This window comes from Sphingorhabdus contaminans, assembly GCF_007280415.1.
GTDB lineage: Bacteria > Pseudomonadota > Alphaproteobacteria > Sphingomonadales > Sphingomonadaceae > Sphingorhabdus_B > Sphingorhabdus_B contaminans.
The window spans coordinates 99,338-118,660 of record NZ_VKKU01000001.1 but is presented as its reverse complement, the minus strand read 5'-3'; the positions used below and the strand labels follow the sequence as shown (position 1 = coordinate 118,660).

Annotated in this window: 21 protein-coding genes; 3 read left to right on the top strand and 18 right to left on the bottom strand. The window is 56.4% G+C overall.

Features of this window, described 5'->3' with window-relative positions; genetic code table 11:
- Positions 1–138: 138 nt before the first annotated feature.
- From FOM92_RS00585 to FOM92_RS00515, 14 genes are all read right to left on the bottom strand, one after another.
- On the bottom strand, positions 139–2,232 hold the full coding sequence (locus FOM92_RS00585; RefSeq protein ID WP_170226753.1) for a M23 family metallopeptidase: 2,094 nt from the start codon (positions 2,230–2,232) through the stop codon (positions 139–141).
- An 82-nt stretch (positions 2,233–2,314) separates the two neighbouring features.
- Entirely contained in the window at positions 2,315–3,061 is a 747-nt protein-coding gene (locus tag FOM92_RS00580; protein ID WP_143774850.1) for a hypothetical protein, read from the bottom strand.
- A complete protein-coding gene (locus FOM92_RS00575; protein ID WP_143774849.1) occupies positions 3,054–3,326 on the bottom strand; it encodes a hypothetical protein in 273 nt (90 codons plus the stop codon). Before FOM92_RS00575 ends, FOM92_RS00580 begins: the two co-directional genes overlap by 8 nt.
- Positions 3,323–3,763, bottom strand: coding sequence for a terminase small subunit (locus tag FOM92_RS00570; RefSeq protein ID WP_143774848.1), 441 nt, complete (start codon positions 3,761–3,763; stop codon positions 3,323–3,325). The genes FOM92_RS00575 and FOM92_RS00570 overlap by 4 nt, the downstream gene beginning before the upstream one ends.
- Before the next feature lie 258 nt (positions 3,764–4,021).
- Entirely contained in the window at positions 4,022–4,315 is a 294-nt protein-coding gene (locus FOM92_RS00560; protein WP_143774846.1) for a hypothetical protein, read from the bottom strand.
- A 13-nt stretch (positions 4,316–4,328) separates the two neighbouring features.
- Positions 4,329–4,559 (bottom strand): hypothetical protein, encoded by a 231-nt coding sequence (locus FOM92_RS00555; protein WP_143774845.1) that lies wholly within the window; start codon positions 4,557–4,559, stop codon positions 4,329–4,331.
- Complete coding sequence (locus tag FOM92_RS00550) at positions 4,552–5,115, bottom strand: helix-turn-helix domain-containing protein (protein WP_143774844.1); 564 nt, start codon at positions 5,113–5,115, stop codon at positions 4,552–4,554. The genes FOM92_RS00555 and FOM92_RS00550 overlap by 8 nt, the downstream gene beginning before the upstream one ends.
- Positions 5,108–5,422: a hypothetical protein gene (locus FOM92_RS00545; protein ID WP_143774843.1), complete on the bottom strand. Its 315-nt coding sequence runs from the start codon at positions 5,420–5,422 to the stop codon at positions 5,108–5,110. The genes FOM92_RS00550 and FOM92_RS00545 overlap by 8 nt, the downstream gene beginning before the upstream one ends.
- A complete protein-coding gene (locus tag FOM92_RS00540; protein WP_143774842.1) occupies positions 5,419–5,616 on the bottom strand; it encodes a helix-turn-helix transcriptional regulator in 198 nt (65 codons plus the stop codon). The genes FOM92_RS00545 and FOM92_RS00540 overlap by 4 nt, the downstream gene beginning before the upstream one ends.
- A 146-nt stretch (positions 5,617–5,762) precedes the next feature.
- Complete coding sequence (locus FOM92_RS00535; RefSeq protein WP_143774841.1) at positions 5,763–7,010, bottom strand: tyrosine-type recombinase/integrase; 1,248 nt, start codon at positions 7,008–7,010, stop codon at positions 5,763–5,765.
- Between the two features lie 354 nt (positions 7,011–7,364).
- Positions 7,365–8,615 carry a DUF3526 domain-containing protein gene (locus tag FOM92_RS00530; RefSeq protein ID WP_143774840.1) on the bottom strand — a complete coding sequence of 417 codons (1,251 nt, stop codon included), beginning with the start codon at positions 8,613–8,615 and terminating at the stop codon, positions 7,365–7,367.
- The gene (locus tag FOM92_RS00525) at positions 8,612–10,057 is read right to left on the bottom strand and encodes a DUF3526 domain-containing protein (protein WP_143774839.1); all 1,446 of its coding nucleotides are present in this window, start codon (positions 10,055–10,057) and stop codon (positions 8,612–8,614) included. The genes FOM92_RS00530 and FOM92_RS00525 overlap by 4 nt, the downstream gene beginning before the upstream one ends.
- Entirely contained in the window at positions 10,054–10,764 is a 711-nt protein-coding gene (locus FOM92_RS00520) for an ABC transporter ATP-binding protein (RefSeq protein ID WP_143774838.1), read from the bottom strand. Before FOM92_RS00520 ends, FOM92_RS00525 begins: the two co-directional genes overlap by 4 nt.
- Complete coding sequence (locus FOM92_RS00515; protein WP_143774837.1) at positions 10,764–12,887, bottom strand: TonB-dependent siderophore receptor; 2,124 nt, start codon at positions 12,885–12,887, stop codon at positions 10,764–10,766. The genes FOM92_RS00520 and FOM92_RS00515 overlap by 1 nt, the downstream gene beginning before the upstream one ends.
- A 293-nt stretch (positions 12,888–13,180) precedes the next feature.
- On the opposite strand from FOM92_RS00515, the gene FOM92_RS00510 reads away from it, so the two are divergent.
- Together FOM92_RS00510 and FOM92_RS00505 are read left to right on the top strand one after the other, a co-directional pair.
- Complete coding sequence (locus tag FOM92_RS00510) at positions 13,181–13,840, top strand: TetR/AcrR family transcriptional regulator (protein ID WP_170226752.1); 660 nt, start codon at positions 13,181–13,183, stop codon at positions 13,838–13,840.
- On the top strand, positions 13,837–14,349 hold the full coding sequence (locus FOM92_RS00505; protein WP_143774835.1) for a DUF4188 domain-containing protein: 513 nt from the start codon (positions 13,837–13,839) through the stop codon (positions 14,347–14,349). The genes FOM92_RS00510 and FOM92_RS00505 overlap by 4 nt, the downstream gene beginning before the upstream one ends.
- A 33-nt stretch (positions 14,350–14,382) precedes the next feature.
- On the opposite strand, the gene FOM92_RS00500 is transcribed toward FOM92_RS00505, so the two are convergent.
- Together FOM92_RS00500 and FOM92_RS00495 are read right to left on the bottom strand one after the other, a co-directional pair.
- Positions 14,383–14,859 carry a TspO/MBR family protein gene (locus FOM92_RS00500; protein ID WP_425473369.1) on the bottom strand — a complete coding sequence of 159 codons (477 nt, stop codon included), beginning with the start codon at positions 14,857–14,859 and terminating at the stop codon, positions 14,383–14,385.
- A 1,099-nt stretch (positions 14,860–15,958) separates the two neighbouring features.
- On the bottom strand, positions 15,959–16,141 hold the full coding sequence (locus FOM92_RS00495; RefSeq protein ID WP_143774833.1) for a hypothetical protein: 183 nt from the start codon (positions 16,139–16,141) through the stop codon (positions 15,959–15,961).
- A 168-nt stretch (positions 16,142–16,309) separates the two neighbouring features.
- Here FOM92_RS00495 and FOM92_RS00490 point away from each other — a divergent pair, with 168 nt between their 5' ends.
- Positions 16,310–17,509 carry an FAD-binding domain-containing protein gene (locus FOM92_RS00490; protein WP_143774832.1) on the top strand — a complete coding sequence of 400 codons (1,200 nt, stop codon included), beginning with the start codon at positions 16,310–16,312 and terminating at the stop codon, positions 17,507–17,509.
- Between the two features lie 24 nt (positions 17,510–17,533).
- Here the strand turns inward: FOM92_RS00490 and FOM92_RS00485 are convergent, their stop codons facing one another.
- Both FOM92_RS00485 and FOM92_RS00480 read right to left on the bottom strand, forming a co-directional pair.
- Positions 17,534–18,769, bottom strand: coding sequence for an alpha/beta fold hydrolase (locus tag FOM92_RS00485; protein WP_143774831.1), 1,236 nt, complete (start codon positions 18,767–18,769; stop codon positions 17,534–17,536).
- A gap of 89 nt (positions 18,770–18,858) precedes the next feature.
- On the bottom strand, positions 18,859–19,296 hold the full coding sequence (locus tag FOM92_RS00480) for a hotdog fold thioesterase (protein WP_143774830.1): 438 nt from the start codon (positions 19,294–19,296) through the stop codon (positions 18,859–18,861).
- Positions 19,297–19,323: the final 27 nt, after the last annotated feature.

Genomic DNA, 19,323 nt, shown 5'->3' with positions numbered 1-19,323 from the left:
CGACATGCACATGGCGATTGGTCCTTACGTGATTGCTATCTGATTGCTACTTTCGGTGCAGTGCACATGAAACTCTTGAAACATCTGTAAAGGCTGACATTTCGAACCGTTGCCCACTGATTTAATATCACTGACCCATCAATCCCATGCTCCCCGGGCTTTGCCGGATTGGTAAGCATCGAACACTTCGGCTTCAGTGGGATCACGGCCAACACGTGCACGGAAGTTCGCTTGTATTTTACGCTTTTGCTCGACTGGAACGACACTGACAAAAGTTGCGCCAGGAGCGACGGCTGCACGAGGCATGCTCTCATTGCCTATATTGGACCCCAGAAAACCCGTACCCTTGACCTCGACTTCAGCCATGCCCGCCACGATGTAACTACGAATGTCCTCTCGGCTCACTTCCTTGTCGAGTTTGCCGCGCACCTGCTTGTCGACATAGGTGCTGAGTGCTGACCATGCGCGCTTTTCTTTGTCGCTTGCATCAGGATCGCGGGAGGCACCTAATTTCTTGGCCAAGTCGCTATCCAATATTGCAGTAATTCGATCACGTTTCACGACTGCGCCGGACCCTTGCTTGGCAATAGCCTGTTGTCGATCGACCCAAGGCCCTAACTGCTTGTCTTTGAGCCTACCGCGGTAGCGACTGAGGTCAGTCGACATCAACTGCTCATCGGTAAGCATCTGCAGTTCAAATATCGCTGCGTCCGATGTTGCAGCTACGCGCTCCGCCGCCGCAGCATCGCTGCGCGCTTTCAATCTGTCCCGGGTATTATTTGCGCGATCACGCAATGACGCCTCGAAGGCTGGGGATATCCCCGACCGAATTGCTGCAGGAATCTCGCCGATAGAAGTCAGGTCATCATCGCCTGGCTTGTTCTTGTTCATCCAATCTTGAACCCGGCGGGCGGCGTCGTTCTCGGCCTCAGCACGTTCTGAACGTGCATTCGATACGAATCTGTCAGTCTCAGCTCGCAATGCCTCGGCTCTGGTCTCAGAGACTTTGTTTTTCAGGATATAGGCTTCAACAGCATTGGACATTGCCTGAGCATCCAACCTTGGGTCAGCAGGCACACCACCAACGCCGGCAAGTACAGAAACCGTCGACGGATCAACCTTTTTACCATTGCGCAAAACCTCATAATGCAGATGGCTACCGTTGGAGGCACTGCCAGTGTTGCCCACACCCCCTAGGACAGTGTCGGGCCCCACTTCATCGCCAACGTTCACGCTTCGCGCCTGGAGGTGGGAATAAGTACTGACGGTGCCGTTACCGTGATCGACTTCAATGCGGTTGCCATAGGCAGGATCGAAGTATGAGCGCGTCACTCTGCCCGGTGCAGCGGCATAGGCAGGCGTTCCAGGAGGCGAAGCATAATCAACCCCACTATGCCCGCCATACTTACGCGGAGCGCCGTATTTGCCACCCTCTATCGTTTTGCCTGCGCCCCGAAGAGGATGAGCGAATGCCACTGGCTTGCCAGCAGCAGGCGGTTGCGCCGATGCCGTCGGCGCCGGTGCAACGCTCGATGCGATGTTTTGGATTTCGCTGCGCGCCCATGCCGTATTGACGCGGGGCATGAGTGAGTTGCGAAGTTTGAATTCAGCATCCGGGCTGATGAGATTTTTCTTTTCATCTAATCGCGCCAGCGCCCTTGTTGGCTCGCCGTCTTCGGCGTCGATCGCCAGAATTTCGCGCAAGTATACGCCCTCAATGAATTTCTGCCTCTCGCCTGCCAATTGTTCATCAGGCCAACCATTATGACGCGCCAGCTTTTCGATAGTGGCAACGCCACTCGCAACATTAACGTCGAATAGCTCTGTGCCTCGCAGGTCCACAGCATCCATCGCAAATTGATCGCGCTGCGCCACCAACTGCTCCCCTTTGAAAGCGAACATTTCTTTGTCAGCATGACCAGTGAGCAACTCGCGATTATTGGTAAGTACGACGTCAAAGGCCTGTTTCGCCATGTCGCGCGCGCGAGGTGAACGCGCTGACATCAGAAGCTTTTCTGCCCGGGTATCGAGATCCCTTAGAACATCAGGCAGACTGTCAGCTGCCGCACGGCCGCGCAGGTTTAACACGCTCGACCTAGTTTCGGATGCCGCCTTCTGAAGATCATTTTGCAATTCGAGTTTGTTGGCGTCGTCGTATGTTGCCTCAATTTCAGCGATGTCATTGGCCACGCCTTGCAGCGCGCGTCCAAAGCCCTCAATTGAAGGCCCCATGAGATTACGCGGTGCGGCGTAGCGGAACCGGTCATTGCCCATAGGCCGGACATCAACAGACCTGCCAGAGGTTATGGGGACGCTAGGCATCAGTCAGAAGCTCCCGCGCCTCTCTGGTTCCGAGTTTACTGAGCGCTTCTTTCGAATTGCGGAAAGCTTTGGTATTTTTGTCCTTAAAGCGCTCCAGCGCACGGTCATCTAATTCCTTGTTCGCTTCTGTAATCACCGCTTCATCTTCAATTTCAGGCACAATTTTTGCCAGCAAACCACGAGCGCGAGGCTTTCCCATCATAGTATATTCGCCGCTTCGAGGAGCGTTCGCGAGAAGCTCCTTATACAAATACGGAATGTTTGCGGTGCCAAACGTGCCGAGCGCTACCAGGACGGTTTGAGCATTTTCGATATCCCTTTCTTTGTCAGTGAGCGCAAAAACGTGTGCCCTCAAACGATCCGCGACTGCATCGGCCTGTTCAACTTGCTTCTGGAATTCGTAGAGCGTCTGGGCAAGTCCTTGAAGATTGGCCACATGCTCATCAATGAGGATGAGAATCTTAACAGCTTCCTCACGACGCCTGGCAGCGGCATGAGCTTCCTTTTCCCGCTCCTCTTCCTCAGCGGCTTGCTTGCGTACAACCGCCAATCCCTGCAGCTTGAGTTCGAGGATGTTCACAGCATCGCGAGCCTTGAGCATTACTTTTGTGTCACCATCCGGCAGAGCGGCTTCGAACGCGGCTTCGTCTAGGCGGGCTTGCGCTTCATCCAATTCATTGGCCGTCTTGGCGCGTATTACGTCGATCTGAGCGACATTCAATTTCGTTACGTTAGTCATGTGTTTGATCCTTCAATTGTCGTTTCGGTAAATATCCGCCGTTACAGCGCTCTCCCGCGGAGAGGCGGGCCTGCTTCAATGCTTCTGCCCGCCCGTTATCGGGAGGCTCTGGGAGTGAATTAATGAAATCCTGCAGGCGGGCTTCTTCCCCTGCATCGCGCTTGTCTTTGCCGGTGAACCCAGCCAGCAACTCCGCCATTTCATCGACTTCATCCTGGTTGAGCTTCGCCAGCATCTGCACATAATGTTTGGTATTCATGTTCATTCTACCTCAAACCTGCCGGGGTTCCGCTGACGCACGCTTGCGATGATGGAGGCTGCGCGCACGGCAATATCTTCATCGCTCCATTGTCGATTTTGGATGCCGCTGTGTTCGATCTTGTCTGTCAGGAAACCGAGAAGCTTGGCCTTGCCCATCGAGGCCGTAATGGCAGCAGCGGGAGCCTTGAGGTCCCGAGCAAAGGTCCGATCCTCGTCAAGTTGGGCGATTAGGTCATCGACAGTCAAATTATGTCGCTCGACATGTTCATCGCGCAATACTGCCAACCTTATAGCAATCTTAGGGTCAGACAGCATTTTGGAGGCCTGCACGTTTATCGTTTCCGGCTTCATGTTCTCAGCATCGTATGCACGCCGGTAAGCCTCAGACGCGTTGCCGGTCTCGACATAAGCGAGGCAGAAGGCTTCCTGCTTTGGGGTCACGCGCCAGTCCGATCGGCGCGAAGCCGGGCTACATAGGCCCTTATGCTTTCAGTTGGTATGCGGGTGGCGCGACCAATCTTCACTGATTCCAGATCACCCGACGCTATAAGCTCAAACCCTTTAGTCCGCTTAACGCCAATTGCGTTGAACGCTTCTGTGGTTCTGACCAGTAATTGCTCCATAATGCCGTCCTGTTGTTCGAATGCATCTTTGCACGTCTCAGGACGGTAGAGGGCGGACGCTAGGCGCTCAAAGCATCTATGCCGCCTCAGGTTCGGATGGCATCACCCCGGCCAGATCCACGATGCGAACATCGAGTTCGCTCGCCAACAGTTGCGCCTTCGCGATCGTCGCTTCAATTTCAGTATGGGGAAACTTCGAGACCAACTGCCACGGCTCTCGCCCTTTACCACCCCAAGGGCCAGCAACAGCCACCCAAAGTTCGGGAGGCTCTGTCATTGTGTATCGTAGTATCTCAACGATTTCGAAAGAGTGCGACTTTCCCTTCCTGAATGGTCGGAACGGAACGATGTTCGATTTTTCATCTGACATAGCGGCGCCCCCTCTATTGCATTGACCGAATATGCTCAGCCAGTGCCTCCCGCCGGTCCGGGTCGGCAATCTCGATAGCGAGCAAATCCAGAGCAGCACATTGGCAAGGTGGACGGACAAGGTGTGCAGCGCCGCTGCCAGCCGCATAGCCACCGCCCGCATCGGTCCAACGAGTGAGCCAATCATCGGCCCGAAATTGGCCCATCATGATTTTGGACCTGTTTGCAGTGTGATTATCAGTCATTTGGAATACCTCCATCCTGGTAAACTACTTGTGGCTCATTATTTGAACCAATGGCTCGAACGAGTTTGTGCGGCTTTGCGGGAATATCGGGCTCAATTATTGGTCCCGTCAGCGCGTCAAAATTATCCGATCGCTCAATTTTTGCGCCCGTACGTGTCAATTTTTGCGCCCGTGGTTTTTCGCTTTCGGGCCTCCACTTTTCGAATTCGCGTGTCGGTCCACAGATTCCCGGTGCAGCCTGCCAAGTGTATCGCCACACGGTTGCGTGTCTAACTTTGCGGTCAAAATGGCCCTTCTCGACAATGCAGAGAAAACCCTTCTCAACCAGTTCCCGGAAAGCTTTGATGCACGTGTTGCGCGACAGCCCAGTATCGAGTGCAGCTTGCCGATCGGAGTAAAAGATTTGACCGTTCTTGCTGCCATCATCGATGCGGACCAGCGCGAACAATACCTTAATAGCGTTGCCGCTAAGGTGAGCCCACGCAACGGTCCCGGTGATCGAGTGATAAAGCCGAATGTGGCGCGGCTCTGCTTTACGCCGCAGCGCATTAGCCATGACCGCCCGCAGTCGAAACGACACTGCCACCAATGATCTTGGCGAGCAGGCCCGCTTCGCGCCCTGCCGATATGAGCGAGCCAAATGTTTGAGGGCGGCGATCCGGATGCCCCTCTGGGATAGAAGGTTCAACCACAATCCGATAAAAAGCCTGGTCTTTCACAACCCGGATCAAAGGCGCTAAATCACTTGCAGCGCTTCCAGTTTCACTGTATTTCGGAGACTGAGTTTCCACCGAAACGGAAGTTTTTGCCCCTGCCTTGGTCACTACACCGGCAGGGGTTTTTCGTTTAGGCGGCGCGCTCATGCCGAACGCTCACTGGTCGAATGTGTCAGGCGGCTTTCAAGCCAAGCTTCCAGATCGGTTTGCCGGTAGCGAACAGAACCGCCGAGCTTTAAAAAGGCAGGCCCTTCCCCGGTCAGTCTGAATCGTTCAAGGGTATTTTTCCCAAGCCGGACGAACGCGGCGGCCTCTCGGGTATCCATCACTGTAATAGACATATGTCACCTCAGTATTTTTCGGTGACAGTGCTATTCAAGCGTATTCCAGAGCCGTTGTATCGCTGGAATTGTCACCGTTTGTTAGCGGCAACTTCCCCATTGGGCTCATTATGCTAGGCGCTCAAAAGCGGAAAATGCATCGCAAGCTATTTTTTTTCGCATAGTTTCATCAAGCGCACGGCGTATGATTCCAGCGCCGCTTTCTTTTCAGCTTTCCAATCATGGCGCTGATAAACGCCCGCCACGCCGCTCTTTGCCCCGCTCACGTGGTTGAGCACGGCTTCTGTCACTTCGAAGCGCACTCCCTGTTGCTGTAATCGTGTGGCGCCAGTGCGCCGCAGATCGTGCAGCCGCCAAGCAGGCATTTGCATTTCTTCGGAAATCTTCATGTCGAGAGCGCGCTTCGCTTTGGAGATCCCGCTGATTGGTGTGCGAGTCGTAGTGGTCAGCACATACCCTGCTTTTGGCCACGCATCGCCTCCAGCCAGTGCGTCTAATTCTGTGATGACTGCTTTCGACAAATGCACGATATGAGCCATTCCGTTCTTTGCCCTATCAGCAGGTATTATCCATGTTGCAGCTTTCCGGTCTAGTTCGAGCCAGTTCATTGCAGCAACTTCGCCGCGGCGCTGGATAGTCAGGATCAGCATTCGTACGAACGGGCCGAAGGGTTGAGCAATACTGTACGAGGCTTTCCAGATTGCCGACAATTCGGCGTCGTTCAGAACCCTATCCCGCGATGCTGGCGCTTCGGGCTTGTCGATATACTCTATCGGGTTGCGCTCGATATAACCGCGCCTGCGCATCCAACCGAACAGCACAGACGAATAGGCAAATACGTTTCGCCGCATTGCGCGTTTATTCGGCGATATAGCGTCAATCACTCGCTGCATGTCAGTGCGGGTGATATCAGGTGCGGAAATTGAACCTAAGGCTGGGTCGAGGTGGTTCCTTACCACGAGCTTTGCCTGTGACACACTGGACGCCCTGCGGCGCTTGTGGTTTTCGTAATCGTCCAGCCACTCAGCAGCGAGGCGAGAAAATATCAGACTGGCCTTACCTGCCTTCTCCGCATCAGCGATGACTAGCTGCTCAGCCTCGTCCTCCCAAGGGTCGCTACCCTTTTCCAATATATAGCTAAGCCGTTTCTTTGCGAGCAAACGCGCCTGTTCAGGCGTCAGCGCCCCGTGCTTGCCAAGCGCGCGACGCCTAGGCGCAGTTGCCGATAATGCTTTGCCGGCTTTAGCAATGCGAAATTGTAAAACGTATATCTTGCCACCCTTAGGTGTGACCTTCAGGCCAAATCCTTTAACTTTGTCATCCCACAGGAAGTAGTCCTTCGAACCCGGCCGTGCCTTGTCAACTTCGGTTTTGGAAATAGATTTTTTCGACATGGCTCAGCCCCTTCAGATTGCCAAGAATAATCATTCTAGCAATCACGATGGATACAGCTTGAAACAATTTCTGACAACAGGAGATAGCAAAAGCGCAGTATTTCTTTATATTTCCGTTCAAAAGTCTCACAAGTCCTGATGCTTTTCATTAACTCTTAATCAGCGGGTCGTGGGTTCGAACCCCTCAGCGTCTACCATTTTTTCCTTATGATAGGTCCGACAGTTGGCATAGATTCATTGCTGCTACTCCGGCCCATAATGTCTGGTTCTCTTTAACGCTTCGCTGAAAGCCATTTGTAACGCGCCTTTTGCACTCGTCCACTCGACCGTCACAAAACCGCTCGCATCAGACGTTCAGTTCCACTTCGGCGTCTTTTCAAAGTCGGCTTCGAGGAACTGAGTTTCATTAAAAAGATACGGGTAATAGAACCGCCTGAGTTGTTCATGATAATCGCGTATGCGGTCTTGGTAGGCAAGGCCTGCCCGAAGGTCGGTTTGCGCCGTGCGATGGAGGAGCGTTTGTACGCCTACCGCTGGTAAAACCACACCAATCCTCGCCGTCCATTCAGCGCGCGCTTCGAGCCCCCTGCGATAAGCCTTGGCCTGCGGTGCGGCTGCAAGATCGCCCAAATGCTGAAAGGCATAATACCATTTCCAGTGAAACCCGCCTTCGACCGCTTTGGTGTCTCGCCATTCCGGATAAGCTTTGAAAAATGCCTCCATGGTCTCTTCCTTCGGTCGATCCCAGCCACCGTGGATCTTTTCGCGCTGCTCCAATGTTAGTTCGACGCCCTGACGCACGGGGATTGATGCGTTGATCCCAATATGTGCCAGCGCAGGAAGGATGAGGGTGAGTACCAACCAACTCGCCGCCAACGTCGCGGCATTGGTGACCGAGCTCCACCCCTTGAGTCCAACCCACATGCTTAATCCCGTCCAGAAAGCGAAATAAGCGGCAGATACAAGAAGGCATAAGGCGATGCCGCCAAGGGCTGCGCCGGAAAGCACAGCGCCCAACACAAAAGGCGCAATCAACGCCAGCCACAAAAGACCGATGCGAAGGACGATGCGTCGTCGCCACAGTCCGCGTTCGTCGCGGGCCATTGCGGCCAGCAAGGTAAAACGCCCCGCCTCGCGTTCGCCCGATTTCAGATCATGGAGAAGGACGATAACAAAAAGGGGCGAAAGATAAGTCAGGACAAATGCCCAGTCGAACCGACCCGGTAAGGCTAGTTCGGCATTGTAATTCTCGCTTTCGTAAAGCTGTGCCTCCAGTCCGAGGGCGCGAACGCGAAGGATATAGGGCGCCACGTCTCGCTGGCCAATGGCAGAAAAAGCCAGTGCTGACGGCGCATCCCATGTTGCGTGAAACGTGTAATAAGCCGCGTTCCCGGCATCGCCATCCTTTGATACCCATTTTGCAATGGCCGCGACATCCTCGGCCTGCTTAGGTTGAATCCGAGCGATCGTTTCTTGCTGACGCGCTATTTCGGCCATACCCGCCCAAACGCTTGCCGCGGCCAGAATTCCCATTAGCAACAAGGCTGGCAATGCTAATTTTTGCCGGAGGAAGAGCCGTGCTTCCTGGAACCACAATATCCTCATGTCGCGTCTCCCAATCGGCGCGCGGCAACACGCAAACAAAAGAGAAGAACAACAAACCAGCCCAGCAGAACAACGAAACCCGGCATAGCGGCAGTCAATTTCTCATTCGTCGATGCAGCTTGGTAGCGGAAATCCGGAACCTCCCGCCAATTTTCAGGATCGATACGCACGCGCTGCGCAGCTTCGGGATTCTTGTTACGGTTGCTGTCATCGTCATAGGTGATGGCATTGGCCTGCAACGCGTTTAGTTGCTGCACGATTGCGAAACGATAGGCTTCAGCTTGAGTCAGAAAACGGCGATGCCCTTCGAGGTCGCTGCCAGATGCAGACATGGAAAGACGACGCAATGCGATGACCGGGCTGATGAGACCGACTAAATCCGTTTGATTGCTCTGTGATTTATGCGCGGCAAATTGGCGGTCGGCATAGTCATCGAATAGCTTTGATGTCAGCTTCTCGCCTTCCAGCGCCAACAATCCGCGATAGTTAACGGGCAAATCTTCGACCTTGTCGACGCCATATTGCTTTAACGTACGTGCCTTGAATGCATTGAAATAGGGATCGTCCGGATTGTGGCTGTCGCCCATATTCCGCAGATCCTTCTGCACAGCGATATCGGTCTCCAACCGGGTGAGGGTAGGATTGGATGCGATCGCGAGGTCAGGTGCAAGCCGTGGCAACAGGATTACCGTAAAGGCCCACAGACCTATGAGGGCCATGAGTGCAGTTCGCGCATGCCCTGACAAAGCCGAAACAATGACGATCAACAAAACCCATATAGCAAGATAAAGCGCATAACCGCTCAATAGGAATAGGCTGGGTAACGGTGGAGCTCCCTTGGCAACAGTTAACCAGACAATTGCCAGCAAGGCGGGTGCGAGCATCAGTGCGGCGGCGCGTCCAAGCCCCAGCGCCTTGCCAAGAATAAGGCTGCGCGCCGAAACACCATGAGCGAACAACTGACGGATTGTTCCCCTTTCCCGTTCGCGGGCCACTGCGCCAAAACCGATGAAGATTAGCATCAGCGGCGCCAGCGCCTGCAGCACGAACGCTGGCGTAAGTTGACCGAAGCGGACAAGCAGCGAGCTTTGCCGAACATCGCCGAAATTGGCGCTGTTTTGCCGGTGGCCTTCAAGATAGATGGTATTACCGGTAAAGGCATCGACGCCCGGATCAAACGCCGCGAGTATGGGCAGCGGGCGGAATACAAAATGGCCATAATGCACCATGCGGTGCGGGTGACGTGCGGGAGCACCATCAAATGCCGCATCGGCCTGCTGCTGGAACCGCGCACGAATGGCATCGCTGTTGTCGCGCTGGGCCATCGAGGTCAATGCGGCGATCACCGATAGCGCCATAAGCATAACCAGTCCGAGCATCGCAACACGGTTGCGGCGCAGTAGGCGCCATTCATCGCTGGCAATCAGCCTGATATCGCTCATGCAACCACGGCCTCACCATAGCGGCGGTGGAGTGCCATGATATCATAGCCCTGCTCGCGTCCCACTTCCTCGACTATGCGGCCGGAATCGAGAAATCCGATCCGGTCGGCGCATTCAGCAGCACCCAGCAGATCGTGCGTCACCATCAGGATCGCAGTGCCCCGCGCTTTCAACTTCGCAAGTAATGCATTGAAATCAGCGGTAGCGCGCGGGTCCAGCCCCGATGTGGGTTCATCGAGCAGCAACACCGGCACCTGCCGGACTACGGCAAGCGCAATGGCGACTTTTTGCCGCATACCTTTGGAAAAGCCGGATAGCGTACGGTTGCGCGCTTCATTTTGCAGGCCAGCAGCGTCAAATGCGGCGTCAATCTCGTCCGCGCTATGCGCTTCGCCGGCAAGTGCCAGAAAATAGTCGACATTTTCCCGCGCTGTCAGATGCTCATAAAGCGCGACATTTTCAGGCAAATACGCAATTTTGTGCCGGGCAGCTTCGGGATTGGTGGACGGATCGATACCCGAAACCAAAACTGAGCCCGATGAAGGCTTCAGAAATCCGAGCAAAGTCGAAAGCGTCGTCGATTTGCCTGCGCCATTGCCACCCAAAAGAGCATAGATTTCGCCCGACGCGATGTTCAGCGAAAGCGAGTCAAGCACGGCTTTTCCGCCGCGATCGACACATAAGCCGTCTATCCTGATCTCCGCCATCAGAAGCTTGCCCTTGCACCGATGGTGAATGCACGCGGACTGCCTGGTGCTACCCAAAGACGGGCGAAGCTGTTTGTGTAATAGGTTTCGTCAAACAGGTTTTTGACATCGCCAAACACTTCAAGCCCTTCCATCACTTCTACCCTCGCAAAGGCGCGAACCAATGTGTAGCCCGGCAGGTAAAAGCTTGTCGCCGTTTCTCCCAACCGCTTGCTTACATGTTGGACACCAGCCCCAAAGGTCAGGCCACGATCATCACCAAGGGCAAAGCGCTTTGAAACCTGGGTGTTGAGGCTGTGTTTGGGTATATTGATCAGAGGGTCGCCAGCGCGGATCTGCAGGGAAAAATTGGGATCAAGCACATCCGTTTTTGCCTCGGCATCGACAAAGGCGTAAGAAAACAGCCAATCGATATCTCCGGGCAGTTTCCCGGCTATGTCAAACTCAAATCCGGTACTTCCTGCCTTTCCGATCGGAATTGAGAAGCCGGGATTTGCAACATCGGCGGCAAGAATGTTGCGCTTTTTCAGTTTGAACAATGAAACCGTACCGGTGAGGCTGTTATCAAACAGTCCGAACTTCGCGCCGCCTTCGAAGGATTTGCTCAATTCCGGATCAAACACCTCTCCATTTGCCCGCGCGCCAAGGTTGGACCGAAAGCCCTCCCCATAAGCAGCATAAAGAGACACTGCTTCGCTCGCCTTTACCACCAGACCGAATTGGGGGCTGACCCGCTCGAATGAACGGTTCTGACTGATCCCGGTTGCGCGGTTGAGAGAGCGGACATCATAATTGTCGTAACGCAAGCCAATGCGGACCTGCAGTCCGTCGGTCAGGCTGATCTGGTCCTGCAGATACAGGCCATAGGCCTTTTGCTGGTCAAGGCGGTCGGTCAACACCGCCGTTGCGGGCAAAGGAAAGCGTCCATAAACAGGATTCAATATGTCGATTGCATATTGGGCGGCTTCGGTAGACGTCGCGGTCACCGTAGCTGGCCGGAAACGACGGAATAGCTGGCTATTGTCGAATTCGTCATAATCCGCGCCAATCAACAGGCGGTTTCGCAATCCGCCAATCTCAAAATCTCCCGACAATTCACCGCGCACAACGAAATGTTCGCCTTCATAATCGCGGAAACGGCGTTGTCGCGACAGCAGATTGGGAGTCGCGGCCCGGCCAAGAAACTGCCTGCCAGCAGCCAGTTCGGCCTCGCTTGAAAAACCTTCCAGATCGGTTTCGCGGTAGCTGGTGCCGAGCAGCAAGCTCCAATCGTCGGAAAAATCATGCTGCACCTGCAACTGATGGCCACTTACCTTGGCTTTGAGCGGCCCGTCACCCGGTTCACCTAAAAAGGTACGGCGGGACACGATATTCAGATTACCGCCGGGGGCGACAATACCGCGATCAAAGTCGGCTTCGCTGCGCGTCCATTCGAGTTCATAGCTGAGCACGGTATTTTCACCCAGCTTGAAGGCGACGGACGGCAAAAAGCCATAGCGCTTGCTGTCGACCGTTTGACGGAAACTGTCCGATTTTTCCGAAAAACCGATCAGCCGCACTGCAACATTTTCGCCAACCGGGATATTTGCGTCAGCATCAAACCGGATTCGGTCGAAGCTGCCATAGAGACCCGAGGCATTGACCTTCAGACCGTCAAAAACGGCCTTCTTGGTAATGATGTTCACAGTCCCCCCCGGCTCACCCCGACCATAAAGCGCCGCCGCGGGGCCTTTAAGCACTTCAATCCGCTCCACCCCGGCAACGTCGCGCGTACCACCAAAGCCGCGTCCGCCGTTAAACCCGTCTACCAGATAACCCGTCGGCAGATTTTCATCACCGGCAAAGCCGCGTACAGCATAGCTATCCCAAAGGCCGCCGAAATTGTTCTGACGCGAAATCGATGCGTTGAGGTCAAGCGCATCGGTCAGGCGCAATATATTATTGTCGGTCAATTGCTGTGCGTCGATGGTTGCGATCGCCTGCGGAATTTCTTTCTGTTCAAAATCGCCCCGATACGCCTGACGGATTCCGCTTACCGTGATGCCAGCTTCGTCAATTTCTTCGGCGTAAGCCGGAACAGCAAGGCAGGATATGCCAGCCAGCAAAATGGCTATGGAACGCACGATGTCTTTCTCCCTGAAATATCAATTTTGGCCGCACGTGATATAATATCATAACATTGTCAACCCCTCCTGCCGGAAGGCCACTGTTGCCGGTCTTCCCCGACCTGTAAAAACCTTGCGCGCTTTACAAATGTTTACGGCGGCGGGCGCGACTCCCGTTGACAGCGGGGGTGCGCGGGCGTAGTTTTGTAGACAGTGTCAACTCATGTAAAATGAGGGGCCGGGTCGAGGATAAATATAATGCGCATGCCGTTTGCCGTGCGGTCTTCAAGCCTGAAGCCGTGCCATTTCCTATGACCCCGGGGCCCGACCAGCCAGCCCGCGTTGACCTGCGCGAGGCGTGCATCGCAGAAGCGACCGCGATCATCGAACTGCGCGGCATCGAAAGCCTCAGCCTGCGGGAAGTCGCGCGCCGGCTGGGTGTGTCCCATCAGGCACCCTACCGCCATTTCCCCAGCCGCGACCATGTCCTTGCCGAAGTCATCCGCCGGTCCTTTGCCGAATTTGCCGCCGCGCTGAATGCGCCGCCGCGCACGGACAATGTCGGGGCCGATGCGCTTGCCATGGGCATGGCCTATGTCCAGTTCGCCCTGTCCCGCCCGCTGCAATACCGGCTGATCTTCGGCGGCGCCCTTCCCGATCCCGAACGGCATGGCGAAATGCTGAACGGTGCGCGGGCGGCCTTTGGCGTGCTTCAGAATTTGCTGACCCGGATATTCACCGAGCGGGGGCAACCCTTTGACCAGGAGGCCGTAAATCGCGAGGCCCTGTTCATCTGGTCCAGCCTGCACGGCATTGTCAGCCTGATGCGCAGCGATGCGCTCGATACCCTGGAACTCAGTCCCGATACCCGAAACGGCTTTGCGATGATCGCCCTGCAACGTGTTGGCGTTGCCTTGGGGGTCGCTCCGTCGCTCACCCCGGGACCCCAAGCAAAGGAAACCGAACGATGAACGAGATTTACGAAGGTCGCTGGATCGCTCGCCTCGACGAACCCTTTGTCGTGCTGCTGATCGGCATGCGTATCAACAAGCTGTGGCACGTCCACCGCTGGCTCCCCCTTGTGTTCCAGATGGGGCGCATGCTGCGCGAACTCAGCACCAACCGGGCCAAGGGCTTTCTGGGCGGCCAAACCTGGTTCGGCCGCACGACGGTCCTGATCCAATATTGGCGGTCGATGGAGGATTTGGAGCATTACGCCACCATAAAGCACCCGAACCGGACCCCGGCCTGGGTCACCTTTTACGAGGCGGTGGAGGCCACCGACAGCGTGGGCGCCTATCACGAACTCTATGCCATCGAGCAGGGGCGTTACGACAACAGCTTCATCAACATGCCGCGCACATTGCTGAGCTCGGTCGCCCCCATTTGCGCGGTGGGCGGCCCCAACGGCATATCCGAGGCATCCTTGTCCAGCCCGTCCCCCTTGCGCGGACCGGCCCCGCGCTTCTGGGGCTTTTGATCCGGATCAGGGGCCTGCCCGCAACGGGCCTTGTCACCCTTTCCGGAACTTGGGCCGGAACGGTCCGTTCAGCCGCACGATCGCAAGGTTCAACAGGCCCGCAAAGCTGACCCACGCCAGATAGGGCACGATCAGCCAGCTCGCCAGCACCGAATAGGGCGCAAGCCCGATGCAGAGCGCGAGCACCGACGCCCACAGGAACACCACCTCCACCAAAGCCCAGTCCGGCCGGCGCAAGGTAAAGAACAACGGCGACCACAGGAAATGGCCGACAAAGTTCACGGCATACAGGATGATGATCGTCCTGCGCCCGTCGGTATCCGCCGCCCCTTCCCAGGCCAGCACCGCGGCCCATGCCGCAAGGCCGAGGATCACCGTCCATGCCGGCCCGAAAAGCCAGTCGGGCGGTTGCCAGCTCGGCTTTTTGAGATTGCGGTACCAGACACCGATGGTGGTCAGGGCACCCCCGGCCCCACCCAACAGGATGGCCCAGGCGATTGCGGCGATGATATGGGTTTCCGGCACGCCACGCTTATGGGCCGAAGGGACCCTGCTGACAACCGGTTCCGTGCCCGTTTGTTAACCCGGCTGAAGCCTGCACAGCCCTTTTGTTAAAAAAACTTAACATCGCAGCATATGCCAAGCAGAGGTCCGGAACCCGCACAAAAAAACGGACATTCCATCCCTCCACGCAGGAAAAACCCCGCAGTTTTCTCGCTAATTCCCAATTTCAAAGAGCGCGTCCTTTTCCCTACGGGAAAAGGGCTCATCGGGAGTGGCAAATGCGATCCTACATTTCAATGAAAAGAAGCAACCTGCTATTCGGCTATTGAGCACGGTCAAAATCTTTCAGACTATTCTTGAAAAATAAAGCTCTAAATTGGCTGCTACTTTAGAAGCCGAACCACGAATTCAATACTTTTCCCCAGTTAATTTAAAATCATTATCGTCTCTTGACACAAAAAACACGCCTCGTTCTCAACGAGTCGTTGAATTTCCTTCATTTTTCGAGCGATAAACGGATTAAGAATAGCGATGAACTGAATATCGTATTTTCTTGCGAACTAACCGATTCTCTGGATTTATATCGTACGGCAGTCCTGAAACGACGAAAGCCCAGCGTACCAGGCTGGGCTCTCAGATCAGGACAGCTTCGCAGAAAATTGTTTGCTTAAGACGCGAAGCTGGAGAAAACCTGACTTGGAACGTTCTGCGCTCCAAACTTTCTCCCGTCAAGTCGTAGCGAATGGCCAGTAAGGAGAAAACTGCATGGCACACGACAAGAGACGGCGTAACCGCGCCAAACTGACAGACGAGATAATCCGTATAATATGGGACCGGGTTCGCTTAGGCGAATACCAACACGATATTGCGGCAGACCTAGGGATAAACCAAGGGCGCATCTCTGAAATCAAGACCGGGAAACGCGGCAGTCACATTACAGGGCTACGCGCCGCCTAAGCCTGAAGAGGGCGAACTAAGGTTCGCCCTCTTCATCCCGACATCGTTCTTGACCTCGTCTTCAGTCGGAGAGCAGTACAAGGGCGGCAAGCGCCATGGCAATTGTCAAGTTTAACTTTAAACATGACGAAGTTCTTAATCCACAACCTCACATATTTAATCGGTCCTCGATGTCGGAGACCCTGCTTTCCAGATCAGCAGCCTGGGCAAGAGCATTGCGTGCATTGACGTCCGCAACATCCAGCCGATCTTCCCACTCTGCCTCGCAACTACCAAGCAGCAAAGCAGCTACTATCGCCAACTCAATTTTGGCGTGAAGGGTAAGACGCATGATTCAATCTCCAATTAGCCAACGAGACTGCTATCTTAGAGAAAATCCCCGATCAGTAGTGGCAAAGTTACAATAACTGAAAAACGCCGGCCACGACTAGTGGCCGTCATCTTCTACCGCAAAACGCCCTAACTGACAGGGTGGGGGACTTGGGATAGGTCGGGGCCTATGAAACCGTCCCCCCGTTTTCCGGCAACACGCGAAGATGCCCTGGACCGGCTGGACCATTTTGCGCCCCATGCCGGGCACGCCTATGCCACCGGCCGCAACACCGATTTCGGACCGGATCAGCCGGGCGCCGTGTCGCGCCTGTCGCCCTATCTGCGGTACCGGTTGCTGACAGAGGAGGAGGTCGTCGCCGCCGTGCTGGACCGCCATAGCCTGGCCGCGGCGGAAAAATATGTGCAGGAGGTGCTGTGGCGCACCTATTGGAAGGGGTGGCTGGAAATGCGGCCGTCGGTGTGGACCCGGTTCCTCGGCGCGCGCGACCGGTGGCGCGAGGCATTGGCCGACGATGCCGGTCTCGCCGATGCGCAAGGCGGCCGGACGGGGATAGACGGGTTCGACCATTGGGCACGCGAGCTGGTGGAAACGGGGTATCTGCACAACCATGCGCGGATGTGGTTTGCGTCCATCTGGATATTCACGCTGCGCCTGCCGTGGGAATTGGGGGCGGATTTCTTTTTACGGCACCTGATCGATGCCGACGCCGCCAGCAACACGCTGTCCTGGCGCTGGGTCGCAGGGTTGCAGACCCCGGGCAAAAGCTATCTGGCGACGCGGGAGAATATCGCGCGTTTCACCAATGGCCGGTTCGCGCCCCAGGGTCTGGCCACGCAGGCATTCGACCTGAGTGAGGAGCCGGTGCCCCCTGCCCTGCCCCTGCCGCCGGTCGAACCGTTTGACGCGGCGGGACCTGCGCTGTTGCTGGTCACGCATGAGGATATGGTTCCGGAAATCCAGTTGATCCCCACGGCGCGTATCGCAGGGGCCGTGGTGACGGGCGCGAAGCAGACATTGTGGGGGAAAGCGGCAGGGGATTTTGTGGAGCGCGCGTTGAGCGACACCGCGTCGCGCGTGCGGGCGCAGATGGGATGCGACGTTGCGCCCTATCCGCAGATCACAGCGGACCAGTTGATCGCATCGGCGCAGTTCGCAGGGGTGCGGCAGGTCCTGACCGCCTATGCGCCGGTCGGGCCGATGGCGGATAATCTGGCGCAGCTGGGGCGGGATCTGAAGGCGGCGGGCATCACGCTATATCCCGTGCGCCGCACATGGGACACGGATTTCTGGCCCCATGCGACCAAAGGATTTTTCCCGTTCAAGGAGAAGATCCCCGCGATCCTGCAACAGCGCAGGATGATCTAGCAGGGACGCGTCAGGTGCGCCGGGTCAGGTGAAGTGGAGCCGCCGGTATTTCCCGCGAAAATAGAGCAGCGGATCGCGGCGCGGTTCAAAGCTTGCCTTTTCCACCTTGCCCACCAGCAGGAAATGGTCGCCGGCCTCATGCAGCGCGTGGCGCGTGCATTCGAAGATGCCGAGCGAGCTCGGCAGGATGGGCGCGCCATATTCGCCGACTTCCCAGCGGGTGCCGGCAAAGCGGTCCTCCCCCTTGCCTGCGAACAGGTTCGACACCGGTTGCTGCCCGATTTGCAGGACGTTGACGGCAAAGCTTTCGGCCGCGCGCAGGGTCTGCGCGCTGCCCGCATTGTTGGCGATGCAGACGAGCAGGAGCGGCGGGTCGAGCGACACGCTGGTGAAGCTGTTGGCGGTAAGGCCCACAGGGCGGCCATCGGCGGCGTGTGCGGTGATGATGGTGATACCCGTTGCAAAGCAGCCCATCGCGTCGCGCAAGGTCCGCGCATCGGAACCGCTGCGGTATTCGGGGATGAAGCGCGGTTGCTTGCGCTCCAGAAAGTCGATGAGCAGGCCGTTAAAGGCCTCGGTCCGTTCGGCGTTGACGAGCAGGCCGCCGCCATCGACATCGATCGCCTCCACATCGGGGAAGGCGGCGACAAAGGCGGGGGATGCCGTGTCGGGTTCCACATTGCCCAGCGCACCACGGATCAGCAGGACGGGGATATTGATATGCGGGGCCGCCACCGACAGGCGTTCCCCCGTGCCGTCGACATGGAACATGTCGAGCAGGCGCGTGTCATAATCGGGCTTTGCCAGCCCCTGCAGAAGCGATGCCGAAAGGGACTCGGCGGCGGCGCGCACCGTCTGCGCGCCCTGTTCCGCCGGGGGATCGACCAGGATCAGGCCGGATGCGAGCGTTGCCGCGTCCTCGGCCAGGGCGGCCGTTGCGATCCAGCCGCTGTGCATTGCGGCCACGACCACGGGCCGGGTCCGCATCTGCCCCAGAACGGCGCGCAGATCCTCGACATAGGCGTCAAAGCCGTAGCGGCTGTCCGATGGCCAGTCGCTGCCCCCATGGCCGCGCAGGTCGACATTGATGACATGGCGTCCCGCCTGTTCCAGACCGAGCGCGACATCTTCCCACACCTTGCGGGTCTGGCCAAAGCCGTGGAGCAGGATGATCGACGGATCGTCCGCCGTGCCGATATCATCCGATTCGAGCCGGATGCCGGCAAACCCCTTGAATTCACGGACATATCTGATCGTCATCTGTCTGCTTCCAATAATCTGTCCAGCGGTGTCATATCCCCGATAGCAGGACATGCCGCGCGCGGCAATTGTCTGGCTCCCGGTATCTTTTACGCCCTGTCGGTCGGAATGACAGCCATTGTCAGGCGGGAGATGCAGACAAGCTTGCCTGCCTCGTCCTCGATACGGATGGACCAGATCTGCGTGGTGCGGCCGATCGATTCCGGGCGGGCGGTTGCTATGACATAGCCGTCCTTTGCCGGGCGGATATGGTTGGCGTTGATCTCCATGCCGACGGTTGCAAATTTGCTGCGGTCGACGGTCAAGGCCGCGCCGGTCGACCCGATGGTTTCGGCCAATACCACCGACGCACCGCCGTGCAGGCGGCCATAGGGTTGCTTCGTCCGTTCGTTCACCGGCATACGAGCCTGCAGCCAGTCATCGCCATAGGCGGTGAATTCGATCCCGACATAGCCGGGCATACAATCGCTGCTGCCCTGGGTCAGGCCTTCAAGGTCAAGTGTGTCGTCGAACCAGATTTTTGTCATGTCCTGCCCATAACCCGCAGGCACGCC